The 16,293-nt window shown below is 63.2% G+C and carries 16 protein-coding genes; 8 read left to right on the top strand and 8 right to left on the bottom strand.

What is annotated here, in order from left to right; translation table 11 throughout:
- Nucleotides 1–9: 9 nt before the first annotated feature.
- The 3 genes from HJY11_RS07250 to HJY11_RS07240 form a co-directional block, all read right to left on the bottom strand.
- A complete protein-coding gene (locus HJY11_RS07250; RefSeq protein ID WP_208075320.1) occupies nt 10–1,134 on the bottom strand; it encodes a sodium ion-translocating decarboxylase subunit beta in 1,125 nt (374 codons plus the stop codon).
- 274 nt (nt 1,135–1,408) lie between these two features.
- Entirely contained in the window at nt 1,409–1,744 is a 336-nt protein-coding gene (locus HJY11_RS07245) for a hypothetical protein (RefSeq protein ID WP_208075319.1), read from the bottom strand.
- 247 nt (nt 1,745–1,991) lie between these two features.
- Entirely contained in the window at nt 1,992–3,317 is a 1,326-nt protein-coding gene (locus HJY11_RS07240; RefSeq protein ID WP_208075318.1) for a hemolysin family protein, read from the bottom strand.
- Nucleotides 3,318–3,760: 443 nt separating this feature from the next.
- Between HJY11_RS07240 and HJY11_RS07235 the strand changes: the two genes are divergently transcribed.
- On the top strand, nt 3,761–4,600 hold the full coding sequence (locus HJY11_RS07235) for a DUF368 domain-containing protein (protein WP_208075317.1): 840 nt from the start codon (nt 3,761–3,763) through the stop codon (nt 4,598–4,600).
- Between the two features lie 88 nt (nt 4,601–4,688).
- Complete coding sequence (locus tag HJY11_RS07230) at nt 4,689–5,141, top strand: hypothetical protein (protein WP_208075316.1); 453 nt, start codon at nt 4,689–4,691, stop codon at nt 5,139–5,141.
- A gap of 72 nt (nt 5,142–5,213) precedes the next feature.
- Here the strand turns inward: HJY11_RS07230 and HJY11_RS07225 are convergent, their stop codons facing one another.
- Entirely contained in the window at nt 5,214–5,774 is a 561-nt protein-coding gene (locus HJY11_RS07225) for a zinc ribbon domain-containing protein (RefSeq protein ID WP_208075315.1), read from the bottom strand.
- Between the two features lie 206 nt (nt 5,775–5,980).
- Between HJY11_RS07225 and HJY11_RS07220 the strand changes: the two genes are divergently transcribed.
- The 5 genes from HJY11_RS07220 (at nt 5,981) to HJY11_RS07200 (ending at nt 11,474) form a co-directional block, all read left to right on the top strand.
- Nucleotides 5,981–7,582 (top strand): ABC-F family ATP-binding cassette domain-containing protein, encoded by a 1,602-nt coding sequence (locus HJY11_RS07220; RefSeq protein WP_208075314.1) that lies wholly within the window; start codon nt 5,981–5,983, stop codon nt 7,580–7,582.
- 159 nt (nt 7,583–7,741) lie between these two features.
- Nucleotides 7,742–7,945, top strand: coding sequence for a helix-turn-helix domain-containing protein (locus HJY11_RS07215; RefSeq protein WP_208075313.1), 204 nt, complete (start codon nt 7,742–7,744; stop codon nt 7,943–7,945).
- A gap of 295 nt (nt 7,946–8,240) precedes the next feature.
- Nucleotides 8,241–9,188 carry a D-alanyl-D-alanine carboxypeptidase family protein gene (locus HJY11_RS07210; RefSeq protein ID WP_208075312.1) on the top strand — a complete coding sequence of 316 codons (948 nt, stop codon included), beginning with the start codon at nt 8,241–8,243 and terminating at the stop codon, nt 9,186–9,188.
- A 57-nt stretch (nt 9,189–9,245) separates the two neighbouring features.
- The gene (locus tag HJY11_RS07205) at nt 9,246–10,763 is read left to right on the top strand and encodes an NAD(P)H-hydrate dehydratase (RefSeq protein WP_208075311.1); all 1,518 of its coding nucleotides are present in this window, start codon (nt 9,246–9,248) and stop codon (nt 10,761–10,763) included.
- Between the two features lie 36 nt (nt 10,764–10,799).
- Nucleotides 10,800–11,474: a hypothetical protein gene (locus HJY11_RS07200; RefSeq protein WP_208075310.1), complete on the top strand. Its 675-nt coding sequence runs from the start codon at nt 10,800–10,802 to the stop codon at nt 11,472–11,474.
- Between the two features lie 62 nt (nt 11,475–11,536).
- Here HJY11_RS07200 and HJY11_RS07195 read toward each other — a convergent pair whose 3' ends face one another.
- Nucleotides 11,537–12,667, bottom strand: coding sequence for a PfkB family carbohydrate kinase (locus HJY11_RS07195; protein WP_208075309.1), 1,131 nt, complete (start codon nt 12,665–12,667; stop codon nt 11,537–11,539).
- 125 nt (nt 12,668–12,792) lie between these two features.
- Nucleotides 12,793–14,520 carry a B12-binding domain-containing radical SAM protein gene (locus HJY11_RS07190; protein WP_208075308.1) on the bottom strand — a complete coding sequence of 576 codons (1,728 nt, stop codon included), beginning with the start codon at nt 14,518–14,520 and terminating at the stop codon, nt 12,793–12,795.
- A gap of 270 nt (nt 14,521–14,790) precedes the next feature.
- Here HJY11_RS07190 and HJY11_RS07185 point away from each other — a divergent pair, with 270 nt between their 5' ends.
- The gene (locus tag HJY11_RS07185; protein WP_021658517.1) at nt 14,791–15,333 is read left to right on the top strand and encodes an NADH peroxidase; all 543 of its coding nucleotides are present in this window, start codon (nt 14,791–14,793) and stop codon (nt 15,331–15,333) included.
- A gap of 177 nt (nt 15,334–15,510) precedes the next feature.
- On the opposite strand, the gene HJY11_RS07180 is transcribed toward HJY11_RS07185, so the two are convergent.
- Together HJY11_RS07180 and HJY11_RS07175 are read right to left on the bottom strand one after the other, a co-directional pair.
- Nucleotides 15,511–15,864: a helix-turn-helix domain-containing protein gene (locus HJY11_RS07180; RefSeq protein ID WP_208075307.1), complete on the bottom strand. Its 354-nt coding sequence runs from the start codon at nt 15,862–15,864 to the stop codon at nt 15,511–15,513.
- Nucleotides 15,857–16,204, bottom strand: coding sequence for a helix-turn-helix transcriptional regulator (locus HJY11_RS07175; RefSeq protein WP_208075306.1), 348 nt, complete (start codon nt 16,202–16,204; stop codon nt 15,857–15,859). Before HJY11_RS07175 ends, HJY11_RS07180 begins: the two co-directional genes overlap by 8 nt.
- Nucleotides 16,205–16,293: the final 89 nt, after the last annotated feature.

The following is a 16,293-nucleotide window of genomic DNA, read 5'->3' as shown; positions in this document are numbered from 1 at the left end:
GCGCCCTCCTTACTTGGCGATCAGGCTGATGATCAGCCCGCCGGCAATGACCGAGGCGATCTGCCCGGCCACATTGGCCCCAGCCGCGTGCATCAGCAGGAAGTTCTGGGGGTCCTCCTTGAGGCCCATCTTGTGGATGACCCGGGCCGACATGGGGAAAGCCGAGATGCCGGCCGCCCCCACCATGGGGTTGACCTTCTTCTTGCAAAAGAGGTTGAGCAGCTTGGCGAAGAACACGCCCCCCACCGTGTCGAAGATGAAGGCCACCAGCCCCAGCCCCATGATGAGCAGGGTCGCCGGCTGCAGGAAGTACTCGGCCTGCATCTTGGTGGCAATGGTCAGCCCCAGAAGCAGGGTGATCAGGTTGGCCAGCACCTTCTGCGCGGTCTCGGAGAGCATCCCCAGCACCCCGCACTCGCGGATGAGGTTGCCGAACATCAAAAAGCCGATCAGCGAGACCGATTTGGGGGCGATCAGCCCGGCGATGACGGTGATGAGGATGGGGAAGAGAATCTTGGTCGTCTTGGAGATGGAGAGGGGGTTGTAGGGCATTTTGATCCGCCGCTCCTTCTGGGTGGTGATCAGGCGGATCACCGGCGGCTGTACAATGGGCACCAGCGCCATGTAGGAGTAGGCCGCCACGATGATGGCCCCCACGTAGTTGGACTCAAAGTAGTTGGCCACAAAGATGGAGGTGGGGCCGTCGGCCGCGCCGATAATGGCGATGGAGGCCGCGTCGTGCAGCTCAAAGCCAAAGAGCGAGGCGATGCTCAAGGTGAAGAAGATGCCGAACTGCGCCGCCGCGCCGAAGAGCAGCATCTTGGGGTTTGACAGCAGCGGCCCAAAGTCGATCATGGCGCCAATGCCGATAAAGAGCAGCAGGGGGAACAGCTCGTTGGCGATTCCCGCCCGGAACAGGGTGTCGATGGCCCCCTGCTCCACCCCGCTGCCGGCCACCTGGTCCACCGCGCCCGAGAGGGGGAGGTTGACCAAGATGGCGCCAAAGCCCATGGGCAAAAGGAGGGTGGGCTCCATCTCCTTTTTGATGGCCAGCCAGATCAGCAGCCCGCCGATGACCCACATGACGATCTGGCCCGGGGTGATGTTGAGAATGTTTTCAAACAAAACTTCCATTGTGCACTCCCATTTCTTCGATCTGCGTTTGCGCCGCCCAAAACGGTGCAAAAAAAGAGACCCTCACCGTGAAAACCACAGTAAAAGTCTCACTTTTTATAGTATGTGCGGATTTTTTTGCAAAAATCGGATTGACGCACCATACGACAGCGACGGAGCGCTGCAAGTTACTCCCTTTTGGGCGGTATGCAGTTGTTACCGGATAAGAATACCACACTTCCCCGTCCCAATGCAAGGCCCATCTGTAAAGTCTGGGTAAAATCCCCCCCCTTGCTCAAAGAGGCCAGCGCCGCTCCCGCCGGCCCGAGAGCACCCACGAGATCACCGCCAGCACAGCCAGCCAGAGGGCAATCGAGCAGCCGTCCAGACTGCAGCGGCGGCGGGTGTAGAGCAGGGCCGACACCCCTGCCAACAGGGTGAAAAAGCAGCTGTCCCACCACTTCAATTGCCTGCCCTCCCCCTGTGCCCGGGGCCGCATGCCGGACGATCGCAGCGCCAGATAGGCGACGGACACCCCGATCCCCAGCAGGGCCAACCAGTGGATCGGGCACCCTTCCCCCGCCGGTTGCAGCGCCAAAAAAAGGCCGGCAGCCCCCTCCGTAGAGATCACCCCAGACCACCCCCTTCAAACAACCCTCTACCAATAGGTGTCTGAAGGGGGCGCAAAGCGGTCACTTTTTTCCCTTTTTGGCTCTTTTTTCTGCATTTTTGTGTCGATTGAGGCAGATTTAGGCCGAAAAGTGCGGCAAAAGGCGGTCAGGGGCGTCCCTGATCGCCTTTTGCAAACTGCCTTTCAAAAAGAGAAGGGGGCCGCCCAACCGGCTGCCCTCCCTCTCGCCGCACGCTGCCAGCCGCGCTCACTCGGCCGCGGCTGCCTGTGGCTCCCCTTTCCAGACCAAAACCCGGTCGATGCGCCGCTCTTCCATCCGCGCCACCCGGGCGCAGTAGCCCCCTCCCAAGGGGAAGACGGTGGCGTCCCCCTGCTGGGGAATATAGCCCAGCTCTTCGATGAGCAGGCCGGCCAGGGTGTCGTACTCGCCCTTGTAGTCCAGCTCCATGCCGAGGATTTCCTCCACCTCTTCCAATTCAATGGAGCCGGCGAAAAGGTAGCGGCCGGGCGCCAATTCTTGGCAATCGGCCTCTTCCCTGTCGTACTCGTCGGCAATGTCGCCGACAATGTCCTCCAGCAAATCCTCCATGGTGACGATGCCGGCGGTGCCGCCGTACTCGTCCACCACAATGGCCATGTGGACCTTTTCCTTTTGGAAGGTGCGCAACAGTTTGCTGCAGAGCATGCTCTCGGGCACATAGATGGGGGCGCGCATGCAGTCGGCCGCCTTTTCGACCTGTTTGGAGTCGTCCAGCAGATCCTTTACGTAGAGGATGCCCACCACGTCGTCGGCCGTCTCGTGATAGACCGGGATGCGGGAGTACCCCTCCTGCCGGGCCAGCTCCTTCACGGCGGCGATGTCGTCGCTGTCCTCCACCATGCTCACGTCGGTGCGGTGGGTCATCACCTCGCCCACCGTCTTGTCGTCAAAGGCAAAAATGTTCTCGATGAGCTCTTTCTCATCGCCGTCGAACACCCCTTTCTTGGTGCCGGTCTCCACCATCAAGAGGACGTCCTCGGGGGTGATCTCCTCCTCGTCCTCTCCCGGCTTTTGGCCCAGCAGCCGCAAAATGCCGTTGGTGGATTGGGCCAGCAGCCAGACAAAGGGGCGGGCGATGCGGTAAAACAGGGAGATGACCCCCGCCACCCGCAGGGCCACAGCCTGGGCCTTGCGCATGGCAATGCGCTTGGGCACCAACTCGCCAAAGACGATGGTGAAGTAGGACAGAAACAGGGTGATGAGCACCAGGGAACCGCCCTGCAGGACGCCCCGGTCCACCGGCAGGAAGGACAGGGCGTCCGCCAGCATCCCCGCAAAGTTGTCCGCCGCCACGGCCGAGGCCAGGAAGCCCGAGAGGGTGATCCCCACCTGAATGGTGGAGAGGAAATTGGAGGGGGTGCGGGTGAGGAAGAGCAACTTCCCCGCCGCTTTGCTGCCCCCGTCGGCGAGTTTTTGCACCTTGGCCTCGTTGACCGAGATGACGGCAATTTCGCTCATGGCAAAAAAGGCGTTGGTGGCGATGAGCACCAACAAAATGGCAATACTGAGAAAAAGACTACTGTCGGATTCCATATCCGCTCCCTTTCCTTGATGGGTCAAGTGGTGTCCGCCCATGGGCGGGCGGCCCGTCCGGCCGCTGTCTGCGGCCGCCCACAGGGGCAGCCGGGAAAAATGGTACAAGGTGATTCTATTATAGCGAAACAACGGCCAAACGCCAACAATCGGCCGGACTTCCCCGGCGGTGCGGCGGCAAGACAGAGAAAGGCAGAGGCCCCTCCCTTTCTCCGGGCGCACCATTCCCGGCCAAATCCACCCCAAAAGGGGGAAAATCGCCTTTGGCCTGCGGCAGACAGCGATTTCGAGGCCGCTTGACACAAATTTTACAGGGTTTCCGCAAACGGCGGCTGCCACCGGCCTCCTTTTGGTCCGGGGAACAGGGAGACAACTGCAGGCATTGACTTTTGCCCCCGTCTTTTTTACACTGGTACAAATTTCTGCAAAATAGGGGCGAGACGATGAAACGCACCAAAGAGGGACTTTCCACCCTCCTCTCCGGCCTGGTGGTGGGCAGCAGCATGCTCCTGCCGGGGATGAGCGGGGGAACCATGGCCATCATCCTGGGCATTTACAGCCGGCTCATTCACGCCATCAGCAGCCTGACCAGAGACCGGGGCGCCAAGCGCCGGCAGAGCCTTTTCTTCCTGCTGGTTTTCTGTCTGGGCTCGGTGGGGGGGATGTTGCTTTTCTCCAAGGCGGTCCTCTACCTGACCGAGCGCTTTGGCGACCCCATGCTCTTTCTCTTTTCAGGGCTGATTCTGGGCAGCCTGCCGGTTTTGTGGCGGCAGGCCGGCATCCGCCGCCCCACCCCCGGCTGTCTCGCCGGGGCCGCCCTCGGCCTGGGGCTGGTCTTTGCCCTGCGGCTGTTGCCGGACGGGCTCTTCGCCGCCGGAGAGAGCTTCTCCATTCAGGGGGCTCTGCTCCTCTTTTTGGCGGGGGCGGTGGTGGCCGTGGCCCTGGTGCTGCCGGGTATCAGCGCCTCCCACGTGCTGCTTCTGCTGGGGCTCTACCAGGTGGCTCTCTCGTCGGTGAGCCGGCTCTACCTGCCCTTCCTCCTCCCCCTCGCCCTGGGGCTTTTGGGGGGAATTCTCGCCACCACCTCTCTGCTCGACAGGGCCATGGAGCGCCGCCCCCAGCTCACCTACTCCCTGATCATCGGCTTTGTGATGGGTTCGGTGGCCGAGGTTTTCCCCGGCTTTTCCGGCGGCTGGGAGGCCGTTCTCACCGGCCTTATCTGCCTGGCGGCCGGGTGCGCCGCCACCCTTTTACTGGGGCGGCTGGGCCGGGCCCAGGGGTAGTCACACCATTCGGGCCAGGCGAACATATATTGGGGCGTGACCAGATCGTCACGAGATTTGTTCGTCCGCTTGAAAGGAGTGTCTATCCGTGTACCGTTCCAAATACATCTGCGGGTTTTTGGCCTTTGCCAGCGCAGTGTTGGGCGCCGTCTTTGCAGCTCTCTACTATACGGGCATTGCCGCTGTGTTGGTCTATGTGGCGCTGGGCTTTATTGCCGTCCTCTCCGCCATCGCCCTGCTTTTGCTGCTGATCTTTGCCCTGCGCCGTCCCTGCTGTGACAGCTGCGAGTTCTCCGACAGCATCTGCGGCTACCTTCCCTGCTTCCTCTTCTCCTCTCTCGGCGCCCTGATCCTCTCCCTCTTCACTGCCATCGTGGCGGTGGCAGGGGCGACGAGTGTAGCCGCCATCATCCTCCTCTTCTTTGCCGGCGCCTTTGCCTTCATGATGCTGTTTACCCTGGCGGCCCTGGTCCATGGGATCATCAAGGGGGGCTGCCCCACCTGCGACTGCCACTACAGCTGCAACTGCGAGCGCCACTGACCCCCCGACCGGCTGGCACTGCCGCGCAAAAAGGGACCGGACGACTGTCCGGTCCCTTTTCTTTTGCCCGGCCTAGCGGACAAAATTGCTGACGACGGCGGCGATGGAGTTGAGGGCGGCCACGCAGATGGCCACTGTGTTGAGGACCTTTCCCACCGTGTCCTTTTCCCCTGTATAGGGGTTTTGCCCGGACATCACCAGACCGGGGATGGAGCAGCAGTAGGTGACAATGGGCAGCAAAATTGAAAAGACCAGCCCAATGATCCCCAGCGTCAGGGTGGTGGTTTTGCTGTTTTTGCGGGGTCTCGGAATCTGGTAGGGCATCTGCTGGGGCGGCTGATAGGGGGACTGGCCGCTCTGCTGGGGGGGAATTTGCTGGTAGGACGGCGGCTGCGGGGGCGAGGGTGGGTACTGGTCGTTTGGCCGGTAGTTTTGCGCCTGTTTCCCTGCATAGGGGTCACCCACGTAGGTGGTGGGTGGCGGTGGGGGCGGCGGGGCGTAGGCCGGCCGGTTGGCAGTGGCGCTGGGGTCCTGGGGCGGGGTGCTGCCGTCCAGCGCCGCGCCGCAGGTCTGACAAAAACGGGCTCCCACTTCTGCGACAGCGCCGCAGGTGGGGCAATATCTGGTGTCCATCTCTGAAGCCTCCATTTTCAGGCGGCCCTTTCCGCCGGGCGGGGGCGGCCTGTCGGTAATCCAATGTATCCAGTATACTGAAAAGCGGCCCCGGGAACAAGTTTTTTTGCCCCCTTTTGGGAATTTTCCCTGTTTTTTTGCGGCAGTATATGGTAGAATGGCAACCGTCGGCGGATGCCGAGGAGTATGCCAACGCGGAGGATTTTATGATTACCGTACAAAATGTCAGCCTGCAGTTCGGCGGGCAGAATCTCTTTAAAAACGTGGACCTGAAATTCACCCCTGAAAACTGCTACGGCATCATCGGGGCCAACGGGGCGGGGAAGTCGACCTTCCTGCGCATCCTCTCGGGGGAGCTGGAACCCTCTACCGGCGAGATCATCATCCCCCCTGGGACCCGGATGTCGGTGCTGGGGCAAAATCACTTTGCCTACGACGAGTTCACCGTACTGGACACCGTTTTGCAGGGCAACCCCCGGCTCTTTGCAATCATGAAGCAGAAGGACGAGCTCTACCAAAAGCCCGACTTCTCAGAGGAAGACGGCATCCTCGCCTCCGAACTGGAGGGGGAATTCGCCGAACTCGGCGGCTGGGAGGCCGAGACCGAGGCCCAGCAGATTCTGCAGGGCCTGGGCCTGTCGGCCGAGCTGCTCTACGAGGGGATGGCCGGCCTGGCCGAAAAGGTCAAGGTCAAGGTGTTGCTGGCCCAGTCCCTCTTCGGCCACCCGGACATCATCCTCTTAGACGAGCCCACCAACGGTCTGGACATCGACGCCATCAACTGGCTGGAGGACTTTTTGCTGGATTTTGTGGGCACGGTGATCGTGGTCTCCCACGACCGGCACTTTCTCAACGTGGTCTGCACCCACATGGTGGATGTGGACTACGGCAAAATCAAGATGTATGTGGGCAACTACGAGTTCTGGTACGAGTCCAGCCAGCTGATGCAGCGGCTGCTAAACGACCAAAAGCGCAAACGGGACGAGAAGATCAAGGACTTACAGGACTTTATCTCCCGCTTTTCGGCCAACAAATCAAAGGCCAAGCAGGCCACCTCCCGCCGGAAGCTGCTGGACAAGCTGACGGTGGAGGAGATGCCGGCTTCCTCCCGCCGCTACCCCTTTGTGGGCTTCACCATGGACAGGGAGCCGGGCAAAGAAATCCTGACGGTGGACCGCCTCTCCAAATCGCTGGAGGGGATCCCCGCCCTGCAGGAGGTCAGCTTCACCGTCAACCGGGGGGACAAGATCGCCTTTGTGGGGGAAAACGACCTGGCCTTCACCGCCCTGTGCAAGGTGCTCACCGAGGAGGAGGAGCCCGACGGCGGCAGCTTCAAGTGGGGGGTCTCCACCAGCCGCAGCTACTTCCCCCAGGACAACACCGCCTACTTTGAGGGGGAGGACAAAAACCTGGTGGAGTGGCTGGCCCAGTACTCCCTGGGGGACACCACCGAGACCTACCTGCGGGGCTTTTTGGGGCGGATGCTCTTTTCGGGCGATGACGTGTACAAGCCGGTGAGCGTCCTCTCCGGCGGCGAGAAGGTGCGCTGCATGCTCTCGCGGATGATGCTGGGCGGGGCCAACGTGCTGCTGCTGGACCAACCCACCAACCACCTGGATTTGGAATCCATCACCGCTGTGCAGAAGGGGCTGCAAAACTTTGGGGGAATTCTCCTCTTTGCCTCCCACGACTACCAGACGGTGCAGTCGGTGGCCAACCGCATCATCGAAATTCGCGCCGACGGCATTCTCGACCGCCAGGGCAGCTACGAGGAATTTTTGGAGTACAAAAAGGAGCGGGGCCTGTAAGGGGCTGCTCTTTTCTGGCAAAGAAGGAGGGCGAGGCAGATGCCTCGCCCCTTTCTTTTGCCAAAAGCCCCCCTTCTCCCGGCTTTTTGACCGGCCAACCCGTATACTGGCGGCAGAGCGTTGCCGTGCTGCCACAATGCGGCCGAGGGAGGGGCGCACATGGACGAAGTCCTTGATTTTGGGCTGCGCCTAAAGGCGCTGCGGCAGAAGATGAACCTATCCCAGCAGGCGCTGGCCCAGCGGCTGGAAATCAGCAAGGAATCGGTCTACCGCTGTGAGAGCCCAGACCCCCAGCTGGGAGATGGCCGTCCCCTTTCGCGTCTCGCCGGACTACCCGCGCATCTCCCCCGCCCAATTTTTTGATATTCCGGAGGAGAGTGAGCAGGCCGCAATCATCCAGCGGTTTCTGGCCGCCGGCCCTTCGCGCCATCGACGAGCTCATCCGGCGAATTTCATAGCCCGTCTCCCCCCCCCGCCGCTCTCGGCGGGGGGATTTTTTATCCCCTGTGTAAAGGGGCTCATTCCCCGCGCCATGGCTCCATTTCTTTCAAAACTGCCATTCTTTCTCCATCACTTCTCAAGAAATGCACCAGAAAGAATACAAGCGCCCCCTGCTCTTTTCTGGTTTGATGGAGGGGAGAAAGGAGCTGCATTGCCAATGACAAGACAGAGGAAAAAGAAGAGGGGAAAAGCGCTGCTGGCAGCCGCCATTTTGCTGGCGGCCCTGGGGGGCGGGCTGGCCCTGCGCGCCACAGGGGGAGAGGCGATTCCCCGCCCCTTCCCCGTGGAGAGCGCTCCCCAATTTGACGACCGGGGAACGGACGCCCCCTTGGAACTATACAGCCCGGTCGCCCTGCTGGTGGAGTGTGGGGGCGGACAGGTGCTGCTCTCCCAGCGGGGGGAAAAGCGCATCTACCCCGCCTCCCTCACCAAGATCATGACGGTTTTGCTGGGGATCGAGGCCCTTCCCGACTGGAACGCCACGGTGCGCCTGCCCTCAAACTTTCAGCCCCTCTACGCGGCAAACGCCTCGATGGCCGGGTTCCTCCCCGGCGAGGAGGTGCGGGTGGCAGACCTGTTTTACGGCGCTCTCCTCCCCTCTGGGGCGGACGCCTGTCTGGGCATCGCCACCGCTGTCAGCGGGTCGGAGCCCGCCTTTGTGGAGCGGATGAACCGGCGCGCCCGGGAACTGGGGATGGAGGACACCCACTTTGTCAACGCCGACGGGCTGCACCACCCCGACCATTACAGCACCGCGGCGGACATCGCCCTGCTGCTGGACAGCGCCCTGCAAAACCCCGCCTTTTACCGCGTCTTTACCGCCCACAGCTACACCACCGCCCCCAATTCGGCCCACCCCAACGGTCTTTTTCTCACCAGCACCCTGTTTGGCGTGGGGATTCCCTCCCAGCTGGGAGGAGGGGCGATTGTGGGAGGCAAGACCGGCTACACCGAAGAGGCGGGCCTCTGTCTGGCCACCCTGCTGCAAAAGGGGGACAGCCGCTATCTGCTGGTGACGGCGGGGGCCCCCGGCTCCCACCAGAGCGCCCCCTACCACGTGGAAGACGCCCTCAACATCTGCCAAAATGCCCTGCCCGACGCCTGACAATCCCTGTCCCCTGTGCTATACTGGTATCAAGTTGCTGCACAGGGGGAATTTTTTGTGAAGCTGATCGACACCACCTCCATGAAGGAGGCAGAGCGCCGCGCCGACGCGTCGGGGCTCTCTTATTACCAGATGATGGAAAACGCCGGGCAGGCGGCTGTCTCGCTGCTGGCCGGGCGATATTCCCTGCCGGGCAGGCGGGTCTGCCTGCTCTGCGGCAAGGGGAACAACGGGGGCGACGCCCTGGTCATGGCCCGGCTGCTGGCGGAGGCGGGGGCCCAGGTCTGTCTCTACCTCACCGACGGGGTCCCCCGCACCGCCGAGGCAAAACAGGCCCTGCAAAATCTGGCGGGGGCGGTCTCCCCCACCCCGCTGAAACAGGTCCCCCAGGGGGAGACCTTCGACCTGCTGGTGGACGGGGTCTACGGCACCGGCTTTCGGGGGGAGTTGGACCCCTTTCACCGGGACCTGTTTGCCTGGGCGCGGGGAGCCGCCCCCTTTGTGCTGGCGCTGGACATCCCCTCCGGGGTGGAAGCGGACACCGGCCTGGTGGCCGGCGGGGCCCTGCGGGCCGACCTGACCGCCGCCTTTGCCGCCGCCAAGCAGGCCGCCCTCCTCCGCCCTGGCCGGGAGTGGATGGGGGAGTGCGCCGTGCTGGACATCGGCATTGAGGAGGGACAGCTGGCCGATCTCACCCGCCGGGTGGAGATGGCCGACGAGGGGTACCTGCGGGCGCAACTCTCCCCTCTCTCCCCCCTCTCCCACAAGGGGACAAACGGCAGGCTGGCGGCTGTCTGCGGCAGTGACCTCTATCGGGGGGCCGCCGCCCTGGCCGCCGAGGCGGCTCTGCGGACGGGGATCGGCTACCTGACCCTCTGCTCCACCGAGCGCGTCTGCCAGCTGGTCTCCCTCCGCTCGCCGGAGACGGTGCTTTGCCCCCTGTCAGGGGGCGAGGAGGGCCAACTCTCCCCCGGCGACCTGCCCGCTCTCTGGGCGGGGGCAGCGGGGGCGGACGCCCTGCTCGTCGGCCCCGGCCTGGGGCGCAGCGAGGGGGCGGGAGAGCTGGTGGGAAAGCTGTTGGAAGGCTTTTCCGGTCCGGTGCTGGTGGACGCCGACGGGCTCTACCACCTCGCCCGCCACCCCCAGTGGTTGGCCAAACGGCAGGGGGCCACCCTGCTCACCCCCCATCTGGGGGAGATGGCCCGCCTCACCGGCGAGAGCGCCGAGAGGATCGCCCAAAACCCCTTGGCCTGCGCCGCCCACTGGGCGGCCGAGTGGGGGGCGGTGGTGCTGCTCAAGGGGCACAACACCGCCATCGCCGGACCGGACGGAGCTCTGGCTGTCAACCCCACCGGCGGGGCGGGCCTGGCCAAGGCCGGCAGTGGCGACACCCTCTCGGGCATCCTGGCGGCCCTGCTGGTCCAGGGCACGCCCCCCTTTGCGGCGGCGGTCTGCGCCGCCTGGCTCCACGGTCGGGCGGGGGATCTCTGCCAGGCGGGCCGTTCGGCCCGCTCCACCCTGCCCCGGGACCTACCCGGGCAGCTGGGGGAGATCTTCGCCCAGTTGGGGATATAGACTTTTTTGACCGAGAGTGCAAAAGGAGAGATGGTTGTGGTGCAAAACGGAATTCTCCCCCAAAAGGGCGGCCACTGCGCCCTGCGGGTGGTGGGCAGCTGCGGGGTCTTCACCCCCGACGCGCTGCGGGCGGCGGCCCAGGTGGCCGAGCGCTGCGGCGGCGGGCGGGTGACCGCCACCAGCCGGGGCACCCTGGAGATCGACCGCATCCCCGCCCAGCGGCTGGATGAGGCGGTGGCCCTGGCCGGGGCGCTGGGGCTGAAACTGGGGGGCACCGGCGCCACGGTGCGGGCGGTGGCCGCCTGCAAGGGGACCGACTGCCGGCGGGGCGTTTTCGACACCCACCGGCTGGCCCTCCAACTGGATCGGGCCTTCTTCGGCGCCCCCGTTCCCAAAAAGTTTAAAATCGGGGTCTACGGCTGTCCCAACAGCCTGGGGAAAGCCCGCGGACAGGACGTGGGGATCCTCCCCGCCCCCGGCGAGGCAGGGCGGTTTCTCCTCTTTGTCGGGGGGATGATGGGCCGCCGCCCCCGCCTGGGCGACGCGCTGGGATCTGCACTGCCGGAAAGCGCCCTGGTGGAGGCGGTGGGGCGGGTTCTGGCCTTCTACCGCCGCCACGGCGCAGAGGGGCAGCGGCTGGGCGACCTGCTGGAGGCGGGGGGCGCGCCCCTTTTTGCCCAGCTGCAAGCAGAGCTAAAAGAGTTGGCTTAAAGAGCAAAAGAGGGCCCAACCCCGGGCTGTTCCCGCGGGTTTGGGCCCTCTTTTGGGCAACATCACTGTTCCCGGCTCAACTGTTGCGCCAAATCCTGCACACTCTTGAGGCTGAGATTGTGGTTGACGGCGCTCTCCCCCTCCAAATTGAGGGCGGCGCAGGCCAGGGCGTGAAAGATGGTGTCCTCTTCCGAATAGTCATAGGCCAGGCCGTAGCAGAGACCGGAGGTAAAGGCGGTACCCACCCCCGCGTCGCTCACCGGCTTGACCGGGCGGGTGCGGTAAATCCCCTCGCCGCTGGCACTGGAGAGGGCAACGCCCCGGGCCCCCATGGTGACCACCACCCGCTTGGGCCCCATCCGGCCGATCTGCTTGGCTGCCCGCAGGGCCTCCTTCTCGGTGCTGATGGCGATGCCGGAGAGGTACTCGGCCTCCGCACTGTTGAGCTGCAGGGTGGGGATGGCGCTTATCAGATGGCGGATGGCGGAGAGTTTGGCCACCGACCCGGCGTCGATGACGATCTCCTTGCCGGCAAAGGCGGTGAGGAGGTACTCGATGCTCTCGCACGGCAGCCCACTGCCCACCGACATCACCTTTGCCCCGGCGAGAGCGCCCCAGCGCCCCTCCAAAAAGGCGGGGGTGATCCGCCGCTCGATGGTCATGTCCGACAGGCCGAGGGCCATCTCCCCGTCAGGGCTGACGATACCGATGAAGAGGGAGGAGCTCTCCCCCGGGAGGACGAGACAGCCGGTGACGTCGATGCCCAGGGAGCGGCAGTCGGCGAGGATCTTCTCGCCAAAGACATCGCCGCCGATGCTGGAGATCAGCTTGACCCCCATCCCCAGCCGGGCCAGATTCTCCGCCAGGTTGCGGGCCTCCCCGCCCGGCTCGAGGCGAATCTTTCCGGCGTTGAAGTTTTGGGGGATCAGGGGGCCGGAGGAAAAGCCGTTGACATCCATATTTGTGCCGCCGATGACCACGGCGTAGTTGGGCTGCTCAAGGATGTAGCCCCGGCCGATGATCTTTCCCTTTTTGGTCAGGTTGGTCAGGTGGACCGACGCCGCCGAGCGGGTGATGCCCAGCCGCTCGGCCAGTTCTTTGTGGGAGATGGTGGGATTTTTGCGGAGGATGGTCAATATCTGCGCCTCGCGCTTGGTGACTCCCGTCTCTTTGCCAGTGGTGTTTTGATGCATGGGCATTTCCCTTCCGGACCCTGGGGCCCCTTTTTCACTTTCCGATATTAGTATAGAAAAGCCCCTTTGACCGGTCAAGGAGAGACGGCCCTTTTCAGGAAAATGCCCTGTTTCAGGCGGGGTTTTTAGGCAGTTGTGCCAACGGTTCCCTCCAGGGGCACCACCTGCCAGCGGGCGCCGCCCCAGAGGTCTCTCTGCCGGTAGTCAAAGGCGATGGCCACCGGGCCGGGAGCGCCGGTGAGGGGGTGAAGGGAGAAGACCTCCAGGTGGGCGGTGCGGGCGATGCGGCCGGGGTGCTCGCCCAGGTAGGAGGGCAGGTAGCGGGCAACCTTCTCCCCGTCGCCAAAGAAGTCGCCGACGGCGCGGCGGTAGCGGGGGGTCAGGCTGCTGTCGTCGAGAAAGGGCAGCCGCTTGCGGGGCTTTTCGCAGCAAAGCCAGTCCAGCCGCAGGGCCTCCCGCAGCCGCTGCTCGTCGACCCCGGGGCGGCCCCTGCCAAAGCGCCAGAGAAAGGCGTGTTTCCCCTCCCGGGAGAGGGCGGGCTCCTCCGCCAGGGCGTCCCCTAGCTGGCAAAAGAGGGCGAAGGGGCTGCCCTGGCAGGCGGACAGGTAGGCCATTGACGCCCGGTAGCGGCCACTGTTGGAAAAGGTCTCTAGCGCCTCCTCCGCCCGTTTGAGGGCGCAGATGTCGCCGTAGGAAAGCCAGCGGGTCTTCAGCACCTCGTAGGGGGGCAGATCGGGGCAGAAGACGATGCCGTAGCCCCCCGCCTCCTCCCGCAGGCGGCTGCCGTGAAGGAGTTTGAGAAAGCCCAACTGCAGTTGGTGGGGCCCCAGGGCATACACCTGGTCAAAGGAGCGGCCGAAGCTCTCCCTGTCCTCAAAGGGGAGCCCGGCGATGAGGTCGAGGTGGAGGTGGATGTTCTCCCCCGCCAAAAGCCCCCGCACCGCGCGGGAGATGGCCGCAAAGTCGTGTACCCGCTGCACCGAGGCCACCGTCCGGGGGTTGGTGGACTGCACCCCGATCTCAAACTGAAAGAGGCCGGGGCGGGCGGCGCGCAACAGCTCCACCTCCTCCGGGCCCAACAGGTCGGCCCCCAGCTCAAAGTGAAAGTTGGTCACCCCGTTGTCGCGCTCCATCAGGTGGCGCCAGATGGCCCGGGCCCGCCGCCGGTCGCAGTTGAAGGTGCGGTCGACAAATTTGACCCGCACCACCCGCTGCTCCAAAAAGAAGTCGAGCTCCCGCAGGGTCTGTTCCAGGGGCTTGAAGCGCACCCTTCCCCCAGCCCCCGAGAGACAGTAGTGACAGGAAAAGGGACAGCCCCGGCTGGACTCGTAGTAGAGGTGGCGGTGGGGCGGCAACGCCCCCTCGCCGTAAACAAAGGGGAGCTTTTCCAGGGGGAGGGGCGGCGCGGGGGGATTGCGGCGAAGGGTCCCTCCCTCGCGGTGGAGAAGGCCGGGAACCTCCCCCTCGGGCCGGCCGGCGGCGAGGAGGGGGAAGGCCCCCTCCCCCTCCCCGCAGAGCACCCCGTCGCACCAGGGATGCCGTTCCAAAAACTGGGGGTCCCACTCGGCCTCGGGGCCGCCGCAGTAGAGGCGCAGATCGGGGCGGACCAGCCGCAGCCGCCGGGCCACCAGGTCGATAAAGGAGCGGTTCCAGATATAGCAGGAAAAGGCCACCCGCTCCCCCGCCAGGCGGGCGATGGCGGCGGTCACCTCGTCGGGCTGCAGGTTGATGTGGTACTCGGCAAAACCGCAGTCCTCCGCCCCGGCGCGGCGGGCGCAGGCGGCGAGATAGCGCACCGCCAGATTGGTGTGGGTGTACTTGGCATTGACGGCCACCAGCAGGGTGGAAAGCATGGGCGGGGTCCCCCTTTGTCTCTTTATGATCAGAAGGAGGGCGTCGGGGACGCCTCTCCCGGCTTTTTCTATTGTAGCACCTGGCGGCGGGAAAGTCATGGCCCGCCGCCCACTGGAAGCTCCACCCAAAACAAAAATGAGAATTGTTATTATTTTTTTCGCAAAACCTATTGACGTAACTGGATGGTCGTGGTATAGTTAAGCCATGGTAAGAAACCCCAGCAAAACAATAAAAACAACAATTTTATTTTGAGGTAGGAGGAACAAAAAATGTCTAAATTTGTTTGCACCGTCTGCGGTTATGTGTTCGAGGGAGAGGCTGCTCCCGAGAAGTGCCCGGTCTGCGGGGCCCCTGCTGAGAAGTTCAAAAAACAGGCTGAGGGCGAGCTGTCCTACGCCGACGAGCACGTGGTGGGCGTGGCCCAGGGCGCTCCCGAGGAGATCATCGAGGGCCTGCGCCAGAACTTTAACGGCGAGTGCAGCGAAGTTGGGATGTACCTGGCCATGAGCCGGGTGGCTGACCGCGAGGGCTACCCCGAGATCGCCGAGGCCTACAAGAGATACGCCTTTGAAGAGGCCGAGCACGCCGCCAAGTTCGCCGAGCTGCTGGGCGAGGTGCTGACCGACAGCACCAAAAAGAACCTGGAGATGCGGGTGGACGCCGAGCACGGCGCCTGCGAGGGCAAAAAAGAGCTGGCGACCCTGGCTAAGAAGCTGAACCTGGACGCCATCCACGACACCGTGCACGAGATGTGCAAGGATGAGGCCCGCCATGGCCGCGGCTTCGCCGGGCTGCTGAAGAGATTCTTCTAAGCCCCCTCCCCCTGGTTTTTCCTGAACAACTTGCTTTTTCTCTTGAGAGGGAAACGGCTGCCTTCCCCGGGCGGCGGTTTCCCTCTCTTTTTTGCGCCTCTTCCCCTCTCCGCCAGGGGCGAGAGGGGGGAAGGGGCGCAAAAAATGGCCGGCGGGGCTTTCCCTGCCGGCCACTGTTCACCTTTCAGAAGGGGCGCTCTCTTTGGCCTGTTCCAAATCGGTCAGGATGGCGTCGAGGACGTTGCAGACGTGGCGGGCCCGGTCCGGCGGCAGTTCCCCGATCGGCAGCAGCCGCGAATCGACGGCGGTCTCGTCCACCGGCCAGGGCTCGCCCCGGAGCAGCTCGTTGGCCGAGCAGCCCAGGGTGTTGACCAGCTTGACAAAGGTCTCCACACTGGGGTAGACCCTGCCGGAAAATACACCATTGAGAAAACCGACGCTGACATCTATCTTTTCGGCCAAAAGCTCCGTTTTTATCCCCGTCTTTTTGCGAACTCTGTTGAGGCGCTTGCCGAATTCCACCCTAGTCATCCGCCTTCTCCTCCTTTTGCATGGCATTGACAAAGTACCGCGCAGCACCGTACAGATACTCCCTTTCCGCTTCTGGCAAACCGTCTATGCGCACCGAGATGTCTTTGATTCTGTAAAGGACACCAGCATCCAGAAAATCACACAAAATGTCCTCAACTGCGGTATCCGCATAAACCTCTGTCAATTTGATAAAGGTTTCAAATATGGGTGCAGTCTTTCCCGTTTCTATCTTCCCAATCGAAGGCACTGACAGTTCTATCACTTCTGAAAGTTCTTTCTGTGTGAGACCGTGTGCTTTCCTAATTTTGCGAAGTCGTTTGCCCAACAAGCTTTTCAACATATTGCAACCCACACTTTACATTAAATACTATTGACTTATAAAGCGTAGGTAAAACAAATCGCCCCTTAAATATATCTATAGTTATACAC

It is taken from the genome of Bittarella massiliensis (ex Durand et al. 2017) (genome assembly GCF_017566145.1).
GTDB lineage: Bacteria > Bacillota > Clostridia > Oscillospirales > Ruminococcaceae > Bittarella > Bittarella massiliensis_A.
This window is presented reverse-complemented; position numbering and strand designations above follow the sequence as displayed.